Genomic DNA, 19,153 nt, shown 5'->3' with positions numbered 1-19,153 from the left:
TTGGGGAAGGGGTAGGATTTGACTGACCGACGCGACAACAGCCGCCGCATCCGCGCCCGCCGCGGAAGCGAGATCGTGGCGAAGAGCTGGACCACCGAAGCGGCAGTCCGGATGCTGATGAACAATCTCGACGACGAGGTTGCCGAGGATCCACAGAGCCTGGTCGTCTACGGCGGCATCGGCCGCGCCGCACGCAATTGGCAGTGCTTCGACAAGATCGTCGAGACGCTCGAGCGACTGGAGGAAAATCAGACCCTGCTGGTGCAATCGGGCAAGCCCGTCGGAGTCTTCCCGACGCACAAGGATGCGCCCGCGTGCTGATCGCCAATTCCAACATCGTGCCGAAGTGGGCGACATGGGAGACGTTCAACGCGCTCGATCGCGCCGGGCTCATGATGTACGGCCAGATGACCGCGGGCTCGTGGATCTACATCGGCACGCAGGGCATCGTTCAGGGCACCTACGAGACCTTCGCGGAGATGGGTCGCCAGCATTTCGGCGGCGATCTCAACGGCAAATGGATCCTGACGGCCGGGCTTGGCGGAATGGGCGGCGCGCAGCCTCTCGCGGCGGTGATGGCCGGCGCGCATTGCATCGCCATCGAATGCCAGGAAAGCCGAATCGAGAAGCGGCTGGAAACGCGATACCTCGACAAGCGCGCCGCGACGATCGACGAGGCGCTGGAGATCCTCGCACACGCTACGGAGCCGACCAGCGTCGGCCTGCTCGGCAATGCGGCGGAGATCCTGCCGGAGATGTTGAGGCGCGGCATTCGTCCGGACGCGTTGACGGACCAGACGAGCGCGCACGACCCCGCCAACGGCTACTGCCCGGCGGGCTGGTCGGTCGCGAAATGGCAGGAGATGCGCGAGCGCGACCCCGCCGCCGTCGCCGAAGCGGCACGAGCGTCGATCGCGGTCCACGTCGAAGCCATGCTCGCGTTCAAGGATATGGGCGTCCCGACGTTCGATTATGGCAACAACATCCGCCAGGAAGCGAAGGACATGGGCGTCACCCATGCGTTCGATTTCCCCGGGTTCGTTCCCGCTTACGTTCGCCCGCTCTTTTGCCGCGGCATCGGACCGTTCCGCTGGGTCGCCCTGTCCGGCGATCCGGAGGACATCTACCGCACCGATCGACGGGTGAAGGAACTGATCCCCGACGATCCCCACCTTCACCGCTGGCTCGACATGGCTCGGGAGCGCATCGCCTTTCAGGGCCTGCCCGCGCGCATCTGCTGGGTTGGCCTTGGCCAGCGCCACAAGCTCGGCCTCGCGTTCAACGAGATGGTGCGGAATGGCGAAGTCAGCGCGCCGATCGTGATTGGCCGCGACCATCTGGATAGCGGCTCGGTCGCCTCGCCCAACCGCGAAACGGAAAGCATGATGGACGGCAGCGACGTCGTGTCCGACTGGCCGCTTCTGAATGCGCTCCTCAACACGGCCGGCGGCGCAACCTGGGTATCGCTCCATCACGGCGGCGGCGTCGGCATGGGCTATTCGCAGCACAGCGGAATGGTGATCGTCGCCGACGGCACAGACGATGCCGCGCGGCGGCTGGAGCGCGTTTTGTGGAATGACCCCGGCACGGGCGTGATGCGTCACGCCGACGCGGGCTATCGCATCGCTATCGACTGCGCGCATGAGCAGGGTCTCGACCTGCCGATGGTCGGCGCATGAAGGTCGATCCCAACAACGTCACGCTGGACCTGCTGCGCAAGTTCTGGTGCGGCGAGGAGCAGGTCGCCGAACTCGACGACACAGCGATGCAGCGCGTCGCGAATGCGGCTGCATCTGTCGACCGGATCGTGGCCGGAGGCGAGACCGTCTACGGCGTGAACACCGGTTTCGGCCTGCTCGCGAACACGCGAATCCCGGACGATCGCCTCGCCGAGCTGCAGACCAACCTCATCCTGTCGCACAGCGCTGGGCTTGGCGAAGCGCTTCCCCGTAACGTCACCAAGCTCATGATCGTGCTGAAGCTACTCGGCCTCGGCCGTGGTCATTCCGGTGTTCGGCCGGTGGTGATCGAGGCGCTGCAGACGCTGCTGGAACATGGAGCGATGCCGGTCATCCCGTCGCAGGGCAGCGTCGGCGCAAGCGGCGACCTCGCCCCCCTTGCTCACCTGATTGCAGCCCTGATGGGCTACGGACGCATCGACATGGGCGGCTTCATCCCGGCGGCCGACGCTTTGAAGAAGATCGGCCTCGAGCCGCTGCAGCTCGCGCCGAAGGAAGGCCTCGCGCTCATCAATGGCACGCAGGCGAGTACGGCGCTTGCGCTCGATGCCCTGTTTTTCGGTGAGCGAGTCTTCGCCGCGGCGGTCGCGGCCGGATCGCTTTCGGTGGACGCGTTGAAGGGCAGTTCCAAGCCGTTCGATCCCCGAATCTCCGAGCTGCGGGGGCAGCCAGGCCAGATTCGTGTGGCGGCAGCCATTGCCGACCTGCTTGAAGGCAGCGAGATCCTGACCAGCCATGTCAGCTGCAGCCGCGTCCAGGATCCCTACAGCTTCCGCTGCCAGCCGCAGGTCATGGGCGCCTCGCTCGACCTGCTCGAATGTGCGGCGCGAACGCTGACCATCGAAGCGGGCGCCGTCACCGACAACCCGATCCTGTTTCCCGACGAGGACGGAGCGATTTCCGGCGGCAATTTCCATGCCCAGCCGGTCGCCTTCGCGGCGGACATGATTGCGATGGCACTGTGCGAAGTCGGATCGATCTCGGAGCGGAGGACCAGCGTGCTCGTCGACCCGAAGATGAGCGGCCTGCCCGCGTTCCTGACCCAGGACAGCGGGGTCAATTCCGGCCTCATGATCCCGCAGGTTACTGCAGCTGCCCTGGTCAGCGAGAACAAGACCCTCGCTTTCCCCGCCAGCGTCGACTCGATTCCGACGAGCGCGGGCAGGAAGACCATGTCTCGATGGCTCCCATCGCGGGCCGGAAAGCGGTCAAGATCGCCAAGAACACGGCCGGAGTCGTTGCGGTCGAGCTGATGGCGGGTGCGGAGGGCATCGATTATCACGCGCCGCTGAAAACGAGCCCGAAGCTTCGTCTGATCCACTCGGCCGTTCGGGAGCATTCGCCGCACTTCACCGCCGACCGCTACTGGGCCGACGAAATGAGCGATCTGCAGGGCGCCGTTCTCGCCAACGAGATCGGCTTCGACGTGATCGGGCTTAGCTGACGCGCGTCCAGCGCTGCTCGGAACAGAAGACTCCGAACACCGCGCAGCCCTTCACGACCATCGTGTTGGGCCCGACCTGGTGCACGGTTGCCGATCCGCGGATGTTGCGCTTCGGCTCATAAGCCTTGCCCTTGTAGACGCCGTCGCTCACGGGCCGCAGGTCGGTCAGCACGCGGGTGCCGGGCTCGGCGCCCTTCGCCTTGTTCTTCGGCGTGGCCCAGCTGACGGTGCCGCAATAGGCCTCGCCGCACTTCGCCACCTGGACGATCACGCTGCGCTTCGAATTGGCCCACTTGCCTTCGAGCGCCTGCGCGAACGCGGGCGTTGTCGAAGCAAGCGCAAGAGCGGCCGTCGCAATGCTCAGAATAATGCGTTTCATGACGCCCATTTAGTGGAGATTTGCGGCAATAATGGCGCGCTCAGCTTGCGCGGCGATGAACGGTTTCGGCTCGCCTCAGCGCGCGACCGGCTGGTCCGTACGCGTCCAGACCTGCGATCCGCAGATCATTCCGCCGATCAGGCAACCGGACACGCGAAGTTTGTTGGGATTGATCGGCGTGATCTTGCCGTTCACCCGGACGTTGAGGTCGGGGACGAAGAGTTTGCCCCGCCATTGCCCGTTCGATCGCGGCCGGAGGTCGGTCAGCAGCCGAGCTCCGACCAAGGGATCGATCCCTCGCCTTGCCGCCTTCTTCGCATTCTCGTTCGCCCAGGTCACCGTGCCGCACAGTGCGTTTCCGCACGGCGACAGATGAATGATGACGCTGCGTTCCGGGTGAAGCCACAGCCCTTCGATAGACTCCGCGGGAGCCGACGCTGAAACCGCCAAGGTCATAAGCGCGATCATCACGGCTCTTATGCCCGTCCCATCTTACGGCGCAAAGTCGGGGTTAATCTCGATCGGCCCTGAACGCGCTTTCGATGTCATGCGCGCTGTATGGCTTCGCCACGGTCGGCACCTTGCCGAACTGGGCGGATGCGAGCGGTCGCCATACCCGGTGGCGAAGATGAACGGGATGGCGCGCTCCGCCAGCATGTCTGCGATGGGGTAGCTCATCGCTCCGTGCACGTTTACGTCCAGAATTGCCGCGTCGATGTGCTTGAGTTCTACAAGATCGCGTGCTTCCTCGATCCGCGAAGCATGCAGGACCGAAGCTCCACTGCGTACGAGCATGTCCTCTAGTGCAAGGCCGATGATCGGTTCGTCCTCAAGAATGAGGATCGTCGCCCCTCGAACGTCATTCGGAAACTGCGGGCAGCTTCGCAACGATCGTGCACTTGAGGCCGGACGGTCGGAAGTCGAGCTCGACCTCGCTGCGCAATTCGGCGGACAGGCCGCGTTCGATCAGGCGGGTGCCGAAGCCGCGGCGCGATGGGACGACAACGGGCGGACCTCCGGTCTCCTCCCATTCCAGGATCAGCCCGATCGTCCCGTCGTCGCCCGGCGAAGCGCTCCATCGCACGGCCACCCGGCCGTCCTCGTTCGACAGGGCCCCATATTTGATTGCGTTGGTGCAAAGCTCGTGGATCGCCATTGCCAGCGACACGGCCGTCTGCGGTGCAATGAGAATGTCTGGCCCCTGGATCGAAACGCGCGACAGGTTCGCGCCGGCGGTCGCAGCGACCGAAGTCCGGATCGTCTCTAGCAGCCCGGCTCGCTCCCAGTTCTTGGTCGTCAGGAGGTTGTGAGCGGCGGATAGTGCGTTCAATCGTGCATCGAACGTCTGCCTTGCCACAGCGGGGTCGGCGCGATCGTTGAACGACTGCATGGCGAGCGCCTGGACGATTGACAGGGTATTCTTCACGCGATGATTGAGTTCGTGGATGAGCAACTGCTGGTGCTCTTCGGCGCGGCGCTGAACCGTGACGTCGTGACCCTGGACGAAGACACCGATGATCTCGCCATCGGCGGCGCTGATCGGCTGGTAGATGAAGTCGAGGAAGCGCTCTTCGAGCGGTCCGCCTTCCGCTTCCAGCATGACGCTGACACTTCGCCCGATATAGGGCTCCCCGGTAGCGATCACCTGATCGAGAAGGGTGACGAAGCCCTGGTCCACGACTTCGGGCAGAGCCTCGGCAACCGTCTTGCCGACAACGTCGCGGCCGCCCACCAACCGCTGATAGGCGGCGTTGGCCAATTGGAACCGCTGTTCGGGACCGGTGATGACGGCAATGAACCCGGGTGCCTGCTCGAACAGGGTGCGCAGGCGCTGCGTTTCCTGCGCAAGGGTTTGATAGGCTTCTTGAACCGCGTGCGCGCGCTGGAAAACGCCCGCTTCTTCACGATGATAATGGCCCGCCTCCGCGGCGAAGGTGCGCAGCCGGTGAAGCTCCGTCACGTCGACGGTGTGCTGCAGGATGTAAGCCGTCTTGCCGTCTTCCAGCAGCGGTGTGTGGGTTGCGCTCCAATAGCGTTCCTCATAGCCGCCCGACGGCAGCTGGATGTCGTATCGGATGAGCGCGATCTCGTCACGCTGGCCGGTCCGCACCACCCGTTCGAGGGAGCTGCGCAGGGACTGGTGGCTTTCCGAATCCGGGTCGCTTGGAAAAGCCTCGAACATCGCCTTGCCAACGATATCCGAGCGCTCGCGCATCGTCGTTTTCAGATAGGCGTCGTTCATCGTGACGATGGTGAGGTCGGGCGCCATCAAGACGTAGGGATTGGGAGAAGCGCCAAAAAGGGCTTCGAAATCGATGGCCGGGGGCCGCGCTGGCATGTTTCACTCCGTCGCTACGCGGCACAGCACCGACGGCGAATGTATACGATGGTGGGTAGTCGGCTGCGAGTCAAACCTCGTTTCGTCGACGAATCAATAATTCAGTGGAAATCCCGTGACTTGGGGATGACGTCAACGTCACGAGGATGAGCCGCAGCGGGCGGCCGCCAGCTTCCCGCACCGTCGCCCTGGTTGAGCGTCGAAGGCATCAATTCGTCGCTCAAATGGCGGAGCATGTGAGTGTGATCTTCTAGCTTCCGCGCGACGAGATGGATGACGCCATCGTCCACGTCCTTCTGAATGATCCCGTGCACGCACATCAGCCGCGCGCCCATGACGATCTTGCGCTGCTTGTCGAACACGTCGGGCCAGACGACGAGGTTGGCGATGCCGGTCTCGTCCTCCAGCGTGATGAAGCAGACCCCCTTGGCGCTGCCCGGGCGTTGCCGGATCAGCACCAGCCCGGCCATCGACACGCGCTTGCCGTCGCGGACATGCGGAAGCTTGTCGGCAGTGATGAATTTCTGCGCGGCATAGCGCTCGCGAAGGAAGCCCATCGGGTGTGCTTTCAGGCTGAGGCGGACCGTCTGATAGTCGTTTACGACATGCTCGCTGAGCGGCATCGCCGGCAGCTTCGCGGGCACTAGCTCAGCGCCTTCATCGCGTGCTTCTGCGGCAATGAACAGGGCAGGTCGGGCGCCTGCTTGAGCGCCCGCGCATCCCATAGCGCCGCGCGGCGATCGAGGGCGATGGAGCGAAACGCATCGGCCGACGCCAGCCGGTGGATCGCATGCACCGGCACGCCGCCGCGTGTGCGCAAATCCTCGACGCTGTCGTAAGGCCGCGATCCGCGCGCCCGTTCCAGCCGCTCGACCGCATCGCGATGCAGCCCTTCGACCTGGCGAAAGCCGAGCCTCAGCGCACCATCCTCCAGCGTGCAGTCCCAGTCGCTGTGGTTCACATCGACCGCGCGTACTTCGACCCATGCTCCTTCGCGTCGCGGACAATCTGCGCCGGCGCGTAGAAGCCCATCGGCTGTGAATTGAGCAGCCCGCACGCGAACGCCGCCGGATATTTCCACTTCAGCCAGCTCGATACGTAGACGAGGTGCGCAAAGCTCGCCGCATGGCTTTCGGGAAAGCCATATTCGCCGAAGCCCTTGATCTGGTCGAAGCAGCGCTGGGCGAACTCGGGATCGTAGCCGCGCTCGATCATCCGCCCGACCATCTTGTCCTGAAGCACGTCGATGTTCCCGCGTGAGCGGAAGGTGGCCATCGCCTTGCGCAGCTGGTTCGCCTCTTCGGAGCTGAACTTCGCCGCATCGAGCGCGATCTTCATCGCCTGTTCCTGGAAGATCGGCACGCCGAGCGTCCGCCCAAGGATCTTTTCCAGCTCGTCGGGCTCGCCATGCGCGGGATCGGGGCAAGGAAAGGTCACCGGCTCCTTGCCCGCGCGGCGCTTCAGATAGGGATGGACCATATCGCCCTGGATCGGCCCAGGCCGGACGATCGCGACCTCGATCACCAAATCGTAGAATTTCCGGGGCTTCAGGCGTGGCAGCATGTTCATCTGCGCACGGCTCTCGACCTGGAACACGCCGAGCGAATCCCCTTGCACAGCATGTCGTAGACCTCCGGCACCTCCTGCGGGACGGTCGCCAGCTCGAACCGCTCGCTTTCGTGCAAATCGATCAGGTCGAAGCATTTGCGGATGCAGGTCAGCATGCCGAGCGCGAGCACATCGATCTTGAGGATGCCGAGTTCCTCGATGTCGTCCTTGTCCCATTCGATGAAGGTGCGGTCGTCCATCGCGCCGTTGCCGATGGGGACGGTCTCGGTCAGTGGCCGCTCGGTCAGGATGAAGCCGCCGACATGCTGCGAAAGGTGGCGCGGCATGCCAATCATTTGCTCGGCCAGCTTCATGACGCGCTTCAAATGCGGGTCGTTCATGTCAAGCCCGGCGTCCTTCGCCCGTTCCTCCGCGACCTCGGCCTCCATGCTGCCCCAATAGTTGGAGGCAATGGCCGCGCAGACGTCCTCGCTGAGGCCCATCACCTTGCCGACCTCGCGGATCGCCGAGCGCGGGCGGTAATGGATGATCGTCGCCGCAATCCCCGCGCGGTCGCGGCCGTACTTTTCGTAGATGTGCTGGATCACCTCCTCGCGCCGTTCATGCTCGAAATCGACGTCGATGTCGGGCGGTTCGCGGCGCTCCTCCGAAATGAAGCGCTCGAAGAGGAGGTCGTTCAGCGCCGGATCGACCGCGGTAATCCCCAGGCAATAGCAGACCGCGCTATTCGCGGCCGACCCGCGCCCCTGGCACAGGATCGGCGGATCGAGGCCACGCGCGAACGCGACGATGTCGTTCACCGTCAGGAAGTAGCGCGCGAAGTCGAGTTTCTCGATCAGCTGCAGCTCGTAATTGAGTTGCTTCAGCACCTTGTACGGCACCTTGTCGCCCCAGAACCGCCGCGCGCCTTCCCAGGTCAGATGCTCGAGATGCTGCTGCGGGGTCCGTCCCTCCGGCACCGTCTCGCGAGGATATTCATAGCGAAGCTCGTTGAGGCTGAAGTGGAGGCTGTCGGCGAACTCGCGCGTCGCCGAAATCGCGTGCGGCCAGCGGGCGAACAGCCGCGCCATTTCCTCGGGCGACTTCAGGTGCCGCTCGGCATTGGGGTTGAGCAGAAAGCCCGCCGTGGTCAGCGTCACTTTCTCGCGAATGCAGCTCATCACGTCCTGGAGCGGGCGCTTGTCGGGCGCGTGATAATGGACGTCGTTGGTGGCGAGGATGGTGCAGCCGTGACGGCGGACGATGCGGTCCAGCTGCTCGATCCGCGCATTGTCGTCGCCGCGATAAAGCCAGCTTGCAGCAACGTGACGCAGTGACGTCAAAGCTTCACGCAGGCGCGGCAATTCCCGTTCGAAATCAGCGAGATCGTCCTGCGGCCAGGCGATGAAGGCGATGCCCTCGGCATGGTCGGCGACATCGGAAAGGCTGATGTCGCACTCTCCCTTGTCGGCTCGCATCTTGCCCAGCGAGAGCAGGCTCGACAGCCGTCCGTAGCCGTCACGGTCGATCGGATAAGCGAGCAGGCTTGGCGCGTCCTTGAGATCGAGCCGGCAACCGATCAGCGGCGTCAGCCCCGCCGCATCGCAGGCGCTGTGCATGCGAACGACGCCGGATAGGGTGTTGCGGTCGGCGACCCCGATCGCGTCGTAGCCGTGATGCAGTGCCGTCAGCGTCAGCTCGATCGCGTCCGACGCGCCGCGCAGGAAGGAGAAGGGGTCGAGACACCTAGTTCGACATAGGGCGCCTTCTCGACCGGCGCGGGCGGCATGTCGCCAGTCCGCACCAGCTTCAGTCGCGAAAAACCGGTATACTCAGGCATCAGCCGAACAGGCCGTGCATGTACCACTCGGGCAGGCCGCCGCGGCCGTCGCCGATCACGCCTTCGCGGTAGATCCAGTAGCGGCGGCCGGACTGGTCTTCGACACGGTAGTAATCGCGAAGCCGTGCCGTCGACCGCTCCCGCCACCATTCGGGAGCGATCCGCTCCGGCCCTTCGACGCGGGCGATGTCGTGGACTGCCCGGCGCCAGACGAAGCGGCGCGGTACGCCTTCGGGGTGGCGTAGACGACCGCGATCGCCTCAGGCCGGTCGAGCATCCGCTGCGGCCTGGCTGAGGCCGGTGCGGGCCCAACCGGCTCCGCTTTCTCAAGCGCCGGACGCCAACCGCTGGCGCGCTCGGGCAGATGGCTCTCATGCGGCTGCGGCCGCCGCACCTTGTCCGGCCCCAGCTTTACGCTGAGCCGGTCGACCAGCCGGGCGACCTCACGTTCGCTCGAAGGCTCACCGACAAGGCTGTCCTGCGCCGACGACAAAGCCTCCGCCCAACTCGCTTCCAGTGCAAAGGCGTCGAAGCCGAACCCGGGATCGAGCGCCGCAGCCTTGTCGGCGATCAGGCGCTGAAGATGTTTCGGTTCGCGGCTTGGGATCGAGGTCGCGACCGAGGCGACACCGATGCTTCCGTCGACACGGAAACCGATCAGACTCAGCCGCCGCGCACCGAGGTGCCGCCGCTGTAGCTGCTGGACGAGATCGGGGATCAGCCGTTCGAGCGCCTGACTCGGCGCTTCCGGATGCGTCGCCGGCTCTTCCAGCTTGAGCAAGGCTCGCGGCGGGCGGTGAGAAGGAACGGCGGTCAGCGGTTCCGGCTTGCGGCCAAGCGCACGGTCGAGCGCATCGACCGGATTGTCCGCCTCGCGAAACCGGCGAGCCAGCGAACGCCGCTCGATGCCGGCCAATGTGCCGACGGTCTTCAGCCCCAGCCGTTCCAGCGTCCGCGTCGCTTCCGGCGGCAATCTGAGCGCCGCGACCGGCAAGTCGGCGAGCTTCGCGCCCGTGTCCTTGCCGCAGATCACCGCGGCGGCATCGCCGTAATGCGCCAGCGCCCAGGCGGCCGCAGCCGTCGGCGCCATCGCCACCCGTGTCGACAGTCCGGCGACCGCAAACCGCGTCTGCACGTCCGCCACCAGCCTGCGCTCGCCGCCGAAAAGATGGGCGACGCCGGTGACGTCCAGCCGCAACGCACTCGGCCCATCGACTTCGACCAAAGGCGACCAGCGCCCGGCCCAGCGTGCCAGCCGCTCGACCAACACCTCGTCGCCAGCCGGATCGGCCGGAACCGCGATCAGCACCGGGTCGATCGCCCGCGCATCGGTCAGCCGCGATCCCGCCCGGGCCCCACGTTCGGCTGCCGCTCGCGTCACGGCATGAATGATCGGCCCGTGAGTGCCCTCGACCGTCAGGACGACCGGATCATCAGGCCCGAAGTCGCTCGACCTCGCCCAGCGTTCCACGGCCAGGTGCGGTAGCCAGATGGAAAGCACCCGCCTCATGCGCCACGCCCCAGCGGCCGGGCTGATGCCCGCGCGCGCGGAACAGCTCCGCTTCCCATGCCGGGGAGCCGGACGCGCGCGGATCGAACGGATTGGCGATGCTCGGCATGCTCGCGATCCGCCAGCGCATCCGCGCCCCGCTGAGGTTCGGCGTCGCCGCCAGCCGCACCAGCCAGCATGGGACGCGCGATCGTTCCGCCGCTACCGCGAGCCGCCGCGTCGCGGTGAAGTCTAGCGCCGCGGGATCGCCCCACAGCTCGCCGATCACTCCGGACAGGCCGGAGCATCTTAGCCCCTCCTCCATCGCCCAGAGCGCGAGTTTCGCGTCCCGCGCCTCGACATGGATGAGTTCGCCGCCACCCAATCCCGGCGGATAGATTCGCCCGCTTTCGATGATCGCCATCCGGTCCTGCACCCACAGCACGGGCTTGGCGCGGTCCGCCTGCGCCAGCAGGAACCCCGCCCAGCCGGCATCGCGGGCGAGCCTGCGAAAAGCTCCGACAAGGTGGGGCTGGGCGGCGCGGGCAAGTGCCAGCGTTCACCCAGCCCGCTGGGGAGCTGGTGAATTTCGGCCGCACGGCTTCCGCCGCCGGCGACCAGGGAAAGGCCTCCAACCACACGACTCGCAACGTCTATGTTCTACTTTTGTTCTTTATCTCGTGAGTCAGGAGAAAGAGTCAATCGTGCGACTCGAACGGCGCGGATCAGGCCTTTGCAAACGGCGCGGCGACGACCAGCGGCTGCAAAGTGGGAGGCCAGCCTTCAGCCTCGGCAAGAAACGTCCGGATCTCGTTGACGATCTGCATCAGCACCGGGCGATGCACTGCAAAACCGGTGTGATAGCTGTCGATCTCCACCGCCTTGTCGCGCTCATGGTCTAGCCCGCGCGCGGCGCTTGGCGCAACGATCCCGTCCCGCCGTGACCACAGCGCCAGCGTTGGCACCGGCGGCTTGTCCAGGACGTGCGGGAACGGCGGCTCGTTGACGTCGTGGCCGGCGATCCGCTCGTAAAATTCGCGAACGTTGGTGTTCGTCTTGAGATTGCCGGAAAACGGCGAGCCAAGCGTCACTACCGCCCGCACCTTCTTCGGGCAGCGATGTGCAAGCTGGCGCGCGAACATCCCGCCGAGGCTCCAGCCGACGACCAGCACCGGCTTGCCTTTCCCGATCTCGTTGAGGCGTTTTTCGAGGAGCTTCAGCGTGTCTTTCTTGGCCCGGTGTTGAGCCCCAAAAGCCACGGATGAACCCGCCATCCGGCACGCGCCAAGGCCCGTCGAAGGTCCATCGTCGTCCGGTCCGTGGCAAGGAAGCCCGGAATGACCAGCGCTGGCGGCCCGTCCTCCGGTCCACGCGGACCGAGCGGACCGAGACCCGCCAGGACACGCGGCAAGCGCCAGGCCATCTCGCGCATGCGGTGCCAGACCGGCGGCGCAAGATCGTCGGGATGAGCGAGTTCGTTGCCGGCCGCTGGCCCGATCGGCGCAGGAGCTTTTCGCCAACTCATGCCATCAATATGAGGTCCTTGCGTTGCCGGAACAATATACTTCCGCGAATTACTCGTGACTTTTCAGGAACCTGTCGATTTCCAGTACTACCTCTCGAACGGCCCGCGACGAAACACCGAAGCCCATGTGGGTGCACTGAAGCTCAACGGCGTCATCCCGTTCGTGCTCCAGGCCTCGGGCTGAGCGGGGAGCGACGATTCCGTCGCGGCGGGACCAGACCGCAAGATGCGGGACCGGCGGCTTTTCGGTGATCCGCGGTAGTGGCGGAGCGTCCACCTTGTGCCCGGCCACGCGCTCATAGAGGCGCCATACGTTGTTCTGGTGCGGATCGCCGGAGAAAGGGGATCCGAGGGTCACGACCGCTCTCACGCGCTCAGGATGTTCACGTGCAAGCTCCCTGGCAAAAACCCCGCCGAGGCTCCAGCCGACGAGAAGAATCGGCTGCGTGGAGATCGCGTCGAGGCGCGACTTCAGGCAGCGAATGGTATCGGCGCGCGCGCCCCGATTCCAGCCAAGCTCCCAGCCATGAACGCGCCACCCCGCCTCGGCGAGAGCTTTGCGCAATGCCAGCGTCGTCCGGTCGGTGGCGATGAAGCCGGGAATGACCAGTGCTGGCGGCCCATCGACGGGTCCACGCGGGCGCAGATGTCCGAAACCGTGCCAGAATCGCGCGAACAAGGATCCCGCTTCATGATATCGGCGCCATGCCGGAGGCGGCCGGTCGTCGCCTTCGAAGCGATACCTCAGAGGAACTCGCCCCGAGCAGGGCCTGCAAAGCCCTGGGCAATTTCACGCGGCCGTCCTCGGTCTGGTGGTTCTCCAGCAGCGGCACCAGGATCCGCGGGCTGGCCAGCGCCGTATTGTTGAGCGTGTGCGCGAACCGCACCTTCCCGTCGCTGCCGCGGTAGCGGATGTTCGCGCGCCGGGCCTGCCAGTCGTGCAGGGTCGAACAGCTATGCGTCTCGCGATACTTGCCGAGGCTCGGCACCCAGCTCTCGATGTCGTTCATGCGGAACTTGCCAAGGCCCATGTCGCCGGTCGACGTTTCGATCACCTGGTAGGGATTTCCAGCGCCTGCAGCATGCTCTCGGCAAGCTCCAGCAACCGCGCGTGCCAAGACGCCGACTGGGCGTCGTCCGCTTCGCAGATGACGTATTGCTCCACCTTGATGAACTGGTGAACGCGCAGGAGCCCGCGAACGTCCTTGCCCGCGCTTCCCGCTTCACGACGGAAGCAGGGCGAATAGCCGGCGTAGAGCACCGGCAGCTTGTCGGCCTCGATGATCTCGCCCGAGTGAAGTGAGGTCAGCGCGACCTCGGCGGTGCCGGCGAGGTAAAGATCATCGTTCGGCAGCGCATAGGTCTCCTCGACGTGACCGGGGAACTGACCCTGATTGAGGAACGCCTGCTCGCGCGCCATCGACGGCACCGTAATTGGTGTGAAGCCGGCCTCGGCAATGCGGTCTAGCGCCCAGCCCATCAGCTTGGTCTCGAGCAACGCCAGACGCCCTTGAGGCAATATTGCCGCGACCCCGACACCTGCACGATCCGCAACAGGTCGGCCCAGTCGTTCTTCTCGATCAGGGCAACATGGTCGAGCGGTTCGAAATCGAACGCCGGAACCGCGCCTTCCGTTCGAACGACCGTGTTGTAGCTCTCGTCCGGCCCGATCGGCGCGCCTTCCCACGGGATATTCGGAAGGCGCATCTGCAGGCCGGTCAACACGCCCTGCTTCTCGGCCAGGTCGTTTTCCAGCTCGCTGGCGCGGGCGCCGGCGTCCTTCGCCTGCCGACCAAGCTCGGCCCGTTCTTCGGGAGCAACGTCCTTGAACCGGGCGCTGATCGCATTCCGCTCCGCCCGAAGCGCCTCGATCTCGGTCTTCAGCGAGCGCACTTCGCCATCGAGGGTCAGGAGGTCTCCGACACGAATGTCGACGTTCTTGACCTCGATCGCCCGCTCGACCGCCTCGCGATTGGCCCTGATGAAATCCAGTCCCAGCATGGGGGGCGTTAGCGAAACCTTTTCGTCATTGCGAGCGGAGCGAAGCAATCCACCTCGCGTCACTGGATTGCTTCGTCGCTTGCGCTCCTCGCAATGACGGGTAAGCGGCAGACATGCCTTCAGGTTTGATTGCGCTTCTCGACGACGTCGCCACTATCGCCAAGCTCGCCGCTTCCTCGCTCGATGACGTGGCCGGCGCGGCGGGCAAGGCGAGCACCAAGGCCGCCGGTGTCGTCATCGACGATACGGCGGTTACCCCCGCTACGTGGTCGGCCTGGCGCCAGAGCGCGAGCTGCCTATCATCGGCAAGATCGCGGTCGGGAGCTTGCGCAACAAGCTGCTGATCCTGCTCCCGGCGGCCCTGCTGCTGACTGCCTTCGCGCCTTTCCTGATCGTCCCGTTGCTGATGATCGGCGGCTCCTATCTCGCGTTCGAGGCGACCGAGAAGATCGCCGAGCTCGTCCTTCACGACCATCATCACGAGGAGGAGCTGGTCGATGCCATGGCCGATCCGGCCGATCTGGAGGCGATGCAGGTGAAGGGCGCAATCCGTACCGATTTCATCCTGTCGGCGGAAATCATGGCAATCGCGCTCGCCAGCCTCGATCATTTGAGCTTGGCCACTACGGCCTTCGCGCTTGTCGTCGTTGCGCTGGCGATCACCGGCGGCGTCTACGGGCTGGTCGCGCTCATCGTGAAGCTCGACGATATCGGCCTGCATCTTGCGCAGCGGAGCAATCCCGCAAGCCGACGAATCGGTGAGGCGCTCGTTCATTTCGTCCCGAAAATGCTGACCGCCCTGTCGCTGATCGGCACCGGGGCCATGCTCTGGGTGGGCGGCGGCATCATCCTCCATGGCCTCGAGGAGCTGCACATCCTCGAAGTCGTCCCGCATACGCTTCACGACTGGTCCGAGCGTGCAGGCGAGGCGGTCGGCCTCATGGGGCCGGTGCTTGAATGGTTCATCTACGCGGTGGGTTCGGCCATTGCCGGCCTGATCGTTGGCGGAATTATCGTGCTCGCCGTCAGGCGCTTCGTGAAGCACCCGGAAGAGCTGATCGTCGACTAGTCGAAATGCAGGCGGCGGTACCGGCCGCGGAAGTATAGCAGCGGGTCGAGCTCGGGGTTGAAGCTCGCCTTCACCACGTGGCCGACCAGGATGTGGTGATCGCCGCCGTCATGGACCGCATACCGCTCGCACTCGAACACGCCGAGCGATTCCTGGAGCACGGGCGCCCCGAATTCGCCTCGTGACCAGTCGTTGGCTCCGAACCGATCCTCCTGCCGCGTCGAGAAGCGGATGGAGGCGGGCTGCTGACCGGTCTGGAGCACGTTGACCGCGAAGTGCTGGGCATTCGTGAGGCCAGCGGCACAGGCGGCGTGCTTGTGCACATTGACCAGCAGCAGCGGCGGATCGAGCGACACCGAGGTGAAGCTGTTGGCAGTGAAGCCGACCGGGCCCCCGTTCTCGTCAAAACAGGTGACGACCGTCACGCCTGTCGCGAAGCAGCCGAGGGCGTCGCGCAAGGTGCGCGGGTCGGACCCGGTACGATATTCGCGGAGCACTTCGTCGTCGGCCATCGAATGGCGGCTATACCAGCCCCGTCCCGGTGCGCCACATGATAGGAACAGGTGAATTGGCAAATCGCAGAATTGGGTCCACGGCGGCGCGGGGAGCACTGGCATGGACGCACTCACCTGGTTCGGCTTTGCCGCGGTCTCGTTCACTCTGGTCTGCTACGCGCTGGAAGATCGCGCGACCGGGTGGATCCTGGGCTTTGCCTTCGGATCGGCGCTCGGGTCCATCTACGGCTTCCTCCAGGGCGCCTGGCCATTCGGCGTGATCGAGATTGTCTGGACCATCGTTGCGCTGCGCAGGTGGCAGCGGCGCTCCCTCGCCAGCAGCTGATCCCTTCGCGATCTCTAGAAGGCCACCTCTCCCAGCAAATACGTGGCGCTGACCGTGATCAGGCCGACCGTCAGCGTTCGAACCACCGTATTGCGAACGTCCATGTATCCCGCCCGCGCCCCGGCGATCGAAATCAATGTCAGCGAGACGAGCACCGAGAGAACGATCACCCAAGTCTCGATGCTGACCGGAAGCAGGAAGGTCAGCGCGAACGGAATGCTGGCGCCGAACGCAAAAGCCAGCGAGCATCCGATGCCGGTGAACATCACCTCCGCCCGCGATGTGAGTACCAGGATTCCGTGTTCGGTCTCCAGCGCCGCCTTCAACGGCGAGCGAACCATGAGCTGGGCGGCGACCCGTTCCGCCAGGTCGCGGCTCAGCCCCTTCTTTTCGTAATAATCTGCGATATCGACGGTATCGACGCCTTCATCCTCATCGAAGCCCGCCTTCTCCTCCCGGATTGCGCTCAGTTCCGCTTCCCGTTCCGCCGCCGCCTGCGACCATGCCGCTCCGCCGGCGCTGAGCATTCCGGCGACCGTTGCGGCACTCGCGGCCAGCAGAAGGGTCCTGTCCCCGCGCCGGCCCCGGCAAAGCCGAGCAGGATGCTGGCAGTGGCAATGATCCCGTCCTGCGCGGCGAGCGCCCAGGCGCGCCGCGAGCTCCGTTCCTGGAAATAGTCGCGAAGCTCGCTAAGCAGGGTTTTTCGCGCCAACGCTCTTCCCTTGTGCCGGCTGGTCGTGACTGCTCACCACGAAGTCGCGCCCGAGTCAGTCCGAACAAGTCCCGATATCCCGCCTGCTCAGGGAGTTCGGTCAGCCTTCATCGGACACCAATCGCTCTTGATCCATCGCCAGCACGTCGGCGACGGTTTCATCAAGCGATTGCGAGACGAGGTAGCGCGGCTGGAAGGCGTCGTGCTTGTACGCCGTGCGCACCGCTCGCTCGATCGAGAAGGGCAAGCGCTCGACCTCGTCACTCTCCAAGCTGAAATGCGCTTCGCCGAAGCTGGAAGCGAGCCCGGCGCCGAGGATCTTCAGCTCACCGTTCTCACGGGCCAGCCCGAACTCGACCGTGTGCCAGTACAGCCGCGCCGCCCGCTCGCCGTGGCCCGCAGCACAGGCAATCGTGCCCAGCCGCCCCATGTGCTCGGCCATCTCGGCGAAGTCGTGATGCGCAAGCATCGGGATGTGCCCGAACATGTCGTGGAAACAGTCTGGCGCTTCGAGATAGTCGAGCTGCGCCCGCGTCCGGATGAAATTGCCGACCGGGAACACGCGCTCCGCCAGCATGGCGAAGAAGATGTCGTCCGGAACCAGCCCCGGCACCGCCACCACCCGCCACCCGGTTCGTGGGGTCAGGATCGCGTTCAGGCCCTCGACGTCGGGAACGCCCGGATGCGACAGCCGGAGCAAGTCGATCCCGTCGAGGAACGGCGACACCACCCGCGACCCGAGCAGCTCGACCTGTCGCGCGAACAGCAGGTCCCACACCGCGTGATCGTCGTTGGTGAATGCCTCCCAGCATTGCGGAACGACATAGTCCTGCCAGTGCTTCGCTGGCTGGTCCTCGCTGATCGTCTCCTGAAGCATGCTCGTTCCTTTCGAAGGGCAATAAAAAACCCGCCGGGCGATTGCCGAGCGGGTCGAGGTTGGTCGTCTGAACTAGGCGCGCGTCAGCCGATCCCAACCTCGTCGGGGTAATAATAGACAGCGCTGATCGTCAGGCGATTCATGCTGCTCGTATCTCACGTCCCGGATGAACGGGCAATGGCCAAGCGCTGGCGTCAACAACTCCTCCTCCTACCGCAAGCGGGCTCATTGCGCGCACGCCCCCCGTGTAGCCTTCTTAACGGCTTAGACTTATGTTCCGCCCCGGGTGTGAGGGGTGGCGTCATGATATTGAAGCGAAGGCGAGTCATGCTCGCGGCGCTTGCCGTTGCGGCCTTCGGCGCGCTCGGCACATTATATTTGATGCCCCGCCACGGGGTCTGCGTCGACCGCAACCTGATGTTCTGGCGCGCTCACGTCCGGGCGACCCCGCTGCGTAACAATGTCTATATGCTGAGCGCCTACGGGACCGACCTGGTTCAAGGTAACACGACCGCTCTCGTCGGCGACGACGGAGTCCTTCTCGTCGATCCCGGGCATCCCGAAATGGTGGGCAAGGAACGCGCCGCGCTTCCCGATCTGAAGGACCCACGCGTCCGCCTGGTTGTCGATTCCCACGGCCATTTCGACCACGCCTGCGCCAACTCGCAGTTGTTCGACGATGGCGCGATCATCATCGGGCACGGAAGCATCTGGAATTACCTCGCCGAAGCCTCCTCCTGGCACTCGCGCCGCCGCGGCGATGCGCCGCAGGTCACCTTTGAAAATGCGCTGACCTTGCGTTTCGACGGGGAGCAAGTGCGTCTGATCCATACGCCGCCCGCCCATACCGAAGGCGATACCATCACGGTCTTTCCCCGCGCCAACGTCATTCACACCGGCGACATCTTCGTGAACGGCACCTTCCCCTACATGGAGAACAGCGACATCGACGGCTACATCGCCGCCGAGGAACTTCTCCTCAAGCTTGCCGACGACAACACGCTCATCGTGCCGGGTCACGGCCCGCTCGCCAGGAAGGCCGACGTGCAGAAAAGCCTCGACCGGATGCGAGAGGTTCGGAAGCGCATCGCCCTCCTGATCGACCAGGGCCTGACCCGGAAGCAGATGCTCGCACGGCATCCGCTCGACGACCTTCAGCCCGGGCCGTCACGCGAAGTGCTGGGCAGCCAGGCCGTCGCGGGATTCGTCTTCACATCGATGACCAAGGCGCTCAAGCGCGCCGGGAAGATCGTCGTTCCCCACGTCACCCCGGCCCGCGCCGTCCGCTCCTTTCATAAATAGGACCGTCCCTTTCAGGGAATTGGCTCGTTCATCGTCATTGGACACCCTGC

Annotated in this window: 16 protein-coding genes and 6 pseudogenes; 5 read left to right on the top strand and 17 right to left on the bottom strand. The window is 64.9% G+C overall.

Features of this window, described 5'->3' with window-relative positions; translation table 11 throughout:
- Positions 1-18: 18 nt before the first annotated feature.
- Together hutU and hutH are read left to right on the top strand one after the other, a co-directional pair.
- A pseudogene (gene hutU, locus H9L15_RS05535) lies at positions 19-1,679 on the top strand (urocanate hydratase).
- Positions 1,676-3,183 (top strand): annotated as a pseudogene (hutH, locus tag H9L15_RS05530) (histidine ammonia-lyase). The pseudogenes hutU and hutH overlap by 4 nt, the downstream one beginning before the upstream one ends.
- Here the strand turns inward: hutH and H9L15_RS05525 are convergent.
- The 13 genes and pseudogenes from H9L15_RS05525 to H9L15_RS17130 all read right to left on the bottom strand — a co-directional run bounded on the left by H9L15_RS05525 (position 3,176) and on the right by H9L15_RS17130 (position 14,303).
- A complete protein-coding gene (locus tag H9L15_RS05525) occupies positions 3,176-3,562 on the bottom strand; it encodes a DUF2147 domain-containing protein (protein ID WP_187715461.1) in 387 nt (128 codons plus the stop codon). The pseudogene hutH and the gene H9L15_RS05525 overlap by 8 nt on opposite strands.
- Before the next feature lie 75 nt (positions 3,563-3,637).
- A complete protein-coding gene (locus H9L15_RS05520) occupies positions 3,638-4,030 on the bottom strand; it encodes a DUF2147 domain-containing protein (RefSeq protein WP_187715460.1) in 393 nt (130 codons plus the stop codon).
- Positions 4,031-4,054: 24 nt separating this feature from the next.
- Positions 4,055-4,450, bottom strand: a complete 396-nt coding sequence (locus tag H9L15_RS05515) for a response regulator (RefSeq protein ID WP_187715459.1) — start codon at positions 4,448-4,450, stop codon at positions 4,055-4,057.
- Positions 4,422-5,900 (bottom strand): PAS domain-containing sensor histidine kinase, encoded by a 1,479-nt coding sequence (locus tag H9L15_RS05510; RefSeq protein ID WP_187715458.1) that lies wholly within the window; start codon positions 5,898-5,900, stop codon positions 4,422-4,424. The genes H9L15_RS05515 and H9L15_RS05510 overlap by 29 nt, the downstream gene beginning before the upstream one ends.
- 101 nt (positions 5,901-6,001) lie before the next feature.
- Positions 6,002-9,237, bottom strand: a pseudogene (locus H9L15_RS05505) (error-prone DNA polymerase).
- 50 nt (positions 9,238-9,287) lie between these two features.
- The gene (locus H9L15_RS20200) at positions 9,288-9,476 is read right to left on the bottom strand and encodes a hypothetical protein (RefSeq protein WP_398286900.1); all 189 of its coding nucleotides are present in this window, start codon (positions 9,474-9,476) and stop codon (positions 9,288-9,290) included.
- Between the two features lie 932 nt (positions 9,477-10,408).
- A pseudogene (locus tag H9L15_RS20195) lies at positions 10,409-10,798 on the bottom strand (Y-family DNA polymerase); the annotation flags it as partial.
- Positions 10,722-11,222, bottom strand: a complete 501-nt coding sequence (locus tag H9L15_RS05495; RefSeq protein ID WP_187715457.1) for an ImuA family protein — start codon at positions 11,220-11,222, stop codon at positions 10,722-10,724. The gene H9L15_RS05495 and the pseudogene H9L15_RS20195, both read right to left, overlap by 77 nt.
- A gap of 280 nt (positions 11,223-11,502) precedes the next feature.
- Positions 11,503-12,051 carry an alpha/beta fold hydrolase gene (locus tag H9L15_RS05490; RefSeq protein ID WP_262984925.1) on the bottom strand — a complete coding sequence of 183 codons (549 nt, stop codon included), beginning with the start codon at positions 12,049-12,051 and terminating at the stop codon, positions 11,503-11,505.
- On the bottom strand, positions 11,994-12,302 hold the full coding sequence (locus H9L15_RS17145) for a lipase family protein (protein WP_223276537.1): 309 nt from the start codon (positions 12,300-12,302) through the stop codon (positions 11,994-11,996). The genes H9L15_RS05490 and H9L15_RS17145 overlap by 58 nt, the downstream gene beginning before the upstream one ends.
- Before the next feature lie 49 nt (positions 12,303-12,351).
- Positions 12,352-12,981: an alpha/beta fold hydrolase gene (locus H9L15_RS05485; protein WP_187715455.1), complete on the bottom strand. Its 630-nt coding sequence runs from the start codon at positions 12,979-12,981 to the stop codon at positions 12,352-12,354.
- Positions 12,982-12,991: 10 nt separating this feature from the next.
- Positions 12,992-13,722, bottom strand: a pseudogene (locus H9L15_RS20190) (aminoacyl--tRNA ligase-related protein).
- 59 nt (positions 13,723-13,781) lie between these two features.
- Entirely contained in the window at positions 13,782-14,303 is a 522-nt protein-coding gene (locus tag H9L15_RS17130) for a serine--tRNA ligase (RefSeq protein ID WP_223276534.1), read from the bottom strand.
- Positions 14,304-14,416: 113 nt separating this feature from the next.
- Between H9L15_RS17130 and H9L15_RS05475 the strand changes: the two are divergent.
- A pseudogene (locus tag H9L15_RS05475) lies at positions 14,417-15,372 on the top strand (DUF808 domain-containing protein).
- Here the strand turns inward: H9L15_RS05475 and H9L15_RS05470 are convergent.
- Complete coding sequence (locus H9L15_RS05470; RefSeq protein WP_223276533.1) at positions 15,369-15,884, bottom strand: flavin reductase family protein; 516 nt, start codon at positions 15,882-15,884, stop codon at positions 15,369-15,371. The pseudogene H9L15_RS05475 and the gene H9L15_RS05470 overlap by 4 nt on opposite strands.
- A gap of 103 nt (positions 15,885-15,987) precedes the next feature.
- Between H9L15_RS05470 and H9L15_RS05465 the strand changes: the two genes are divergently transcribed.
- Positions 15,988-16,212 (top strand): hypothetical protein, encoded by a 225-nt coding sequence (locus H9L15_RS05465; protein ID WP_187715453.1) that lies wholly within the window; start codon positions 15,988-15,990, stop codon positions 16,210-16,212.
- A gap of 14 nt (positions 16,213-16,226) precedes the next feature.
- On the opposite strand, the gene H9L15_RS05460 is transcribed toward H9L15_RS05465, so the two are convergent.
- The 3 genes from H9L15_RS05460 to H9L15_RS05450 all read right to left on the bottom strand — a co-directional run bounded on the left by H9L15_RS05460 (position 16,227) and on the right by H9L15_RS05450 (position 17,801).
- Positions 16,227-16,739: a VIT1/CCC1 transporter family protein gene (locus H9L15_RS05460; RefSeq protein WP_187715800.1), complete on the bottom strand. Its 513-nt coding sequence runs from the start codon at positions 16,737-16,739 to the stop codon at positions 16,227-16,229.
- The gene (locus H9L15_RS05455) at positions 16,679-16,924 is read right to left on the bottom strand and encodes a hypothetical protein (protein ID WP_187715452.1); all 246 of its coding nucleotides are present in this window, start codon (positions 16,922-16,924) and stop codon (positions 16,679-16,681) included. The genes H9L15_RS05460 and H9L15_RS05455 overlap by 61 nt, the downstream gene beginning before the upstream one ends.
- 100 nt (positions 16,925-17,024) lie before the next feature.
- Positions 17,025-17,801: a phenylalanine 4-monooxygenase gene (locus H9L15_RS05450; RefSeq protein ID WP_187715451.1), complete on the bottom strand. Its 777-nt coding sequence runs from the start codon at positions 17,799-17,801 to the stop codon at positions 17,025-17,027.
- Positions 17,802-18,128: 327 nt separating this feature from the next.
- On the opposite strand from H9L15_RS05450, the gene H9L15_RS05445 reads away from it, so the two are divergent.
- On the top strand, positions 18,129-19,103 hold the full coding sequence (locus H9L15_RS05445) for an MBL fold metallo-hydrolase (protein ID WP_187715450.1): 975 nt from the start codon (positions 18,129-18,131) through the stop codon (positions 19,101-19,103).
- Positions 19,104-19,153 lie beyond the last annotated feature (50 nt).

This window comes from Sphingomonas daechungensis (assembly GCF_014489495.1).
In the GTDB taxonomy this organism is placed as follows: Bacteria; Pseudomonadota; Alphaproteobacteria; order Sphingomonadales; family Sphingomonadaceae; genus Sphingomicrobium; species Sphingomicrobium daechungense.
Note: the sequence above shows the minus strand (reverse complement) of the source record. Positions and strands in the feature narration are given on the sequence as shown.

Coding starts and splice junctions, on each gene's coding strand:
- H9L15_RS05525 (WP_187715461.1), bottom strand. CDS start 3,562: ATGAAACGCATTATTCTGAGCATTGCGACGGCCGCTCTTGCGCTTGCT.
- H9L15_RS05520 (WP_187715460.1), bottom strand. CDS start 4,030: ATGATCGCGCTTATGACCTTGGCGGTTTCAGCGTCGGCTCCCGCGGAG.
- H9L15_RS05510 (WP_187715458.1), bottom strand. CDS start 5,900: ATGCCAGCGCGGCCCCCGGCCATCGATTTCGAAGCCCTTTTTGGCGCT.
- H9L15_RS05490 (WP_262984925.1), bottom strand. CDS start 12,051: ATGGCGGGTTCATCCGTGGCTTTTGGGGCTCAACACCGGGCCAAGAAA.
- H9L15_RS17145 (WP_223276537.1), bottom strand. CDS start 12,302: ATGAGTTGGCGAAAAGCTCCTGCGCCGATCGGGCCAGCGGCCGGCAAC.
- H9L15_RS17130 (WP_223276534.1), bottom strand. CDS start 14,303: ATGCTGGGACTGGATTTCATCAGGGCCAATCGCGAGGCGGTCGAGCGG.
- H9L15_RS05470 (WP_223276533.1), bottom strand. CDS start 15,884: ATGGCCGACGACGAAGTGCTCCGCGAATATCGTACCGGGTCCGACCCG.
- H9L15_RS05465 (WP_187715453.1), top strand. CDS start 15,988: ATGGACGCACTCACCTGGTTCGGCTTTGCCGCGGTCTCGTTCACTCTG.
- H9L15_RS05460 (WP_187715800.1), bottom strand. CDS start 16,739: ATGCTCAGCGCCGGCGGAGCGGCATGGTCGCAGGCGGCGGCGGAACGG.
- H9L15_RS05450 (WP_187715451.1), bottom strand. CDS start 17,801: ATGCTTCAGGAGACGATCAGCGAGGACCAGCCAGCGAAGCACTGGCAG.
- H9L15_RS05445 (WP_187715450.1), top strand. CDS start 18,129: ATGCTCGCGGCGCTTGCCGTTGCGGCCTTCGGCGCGCTCGGCACATTA.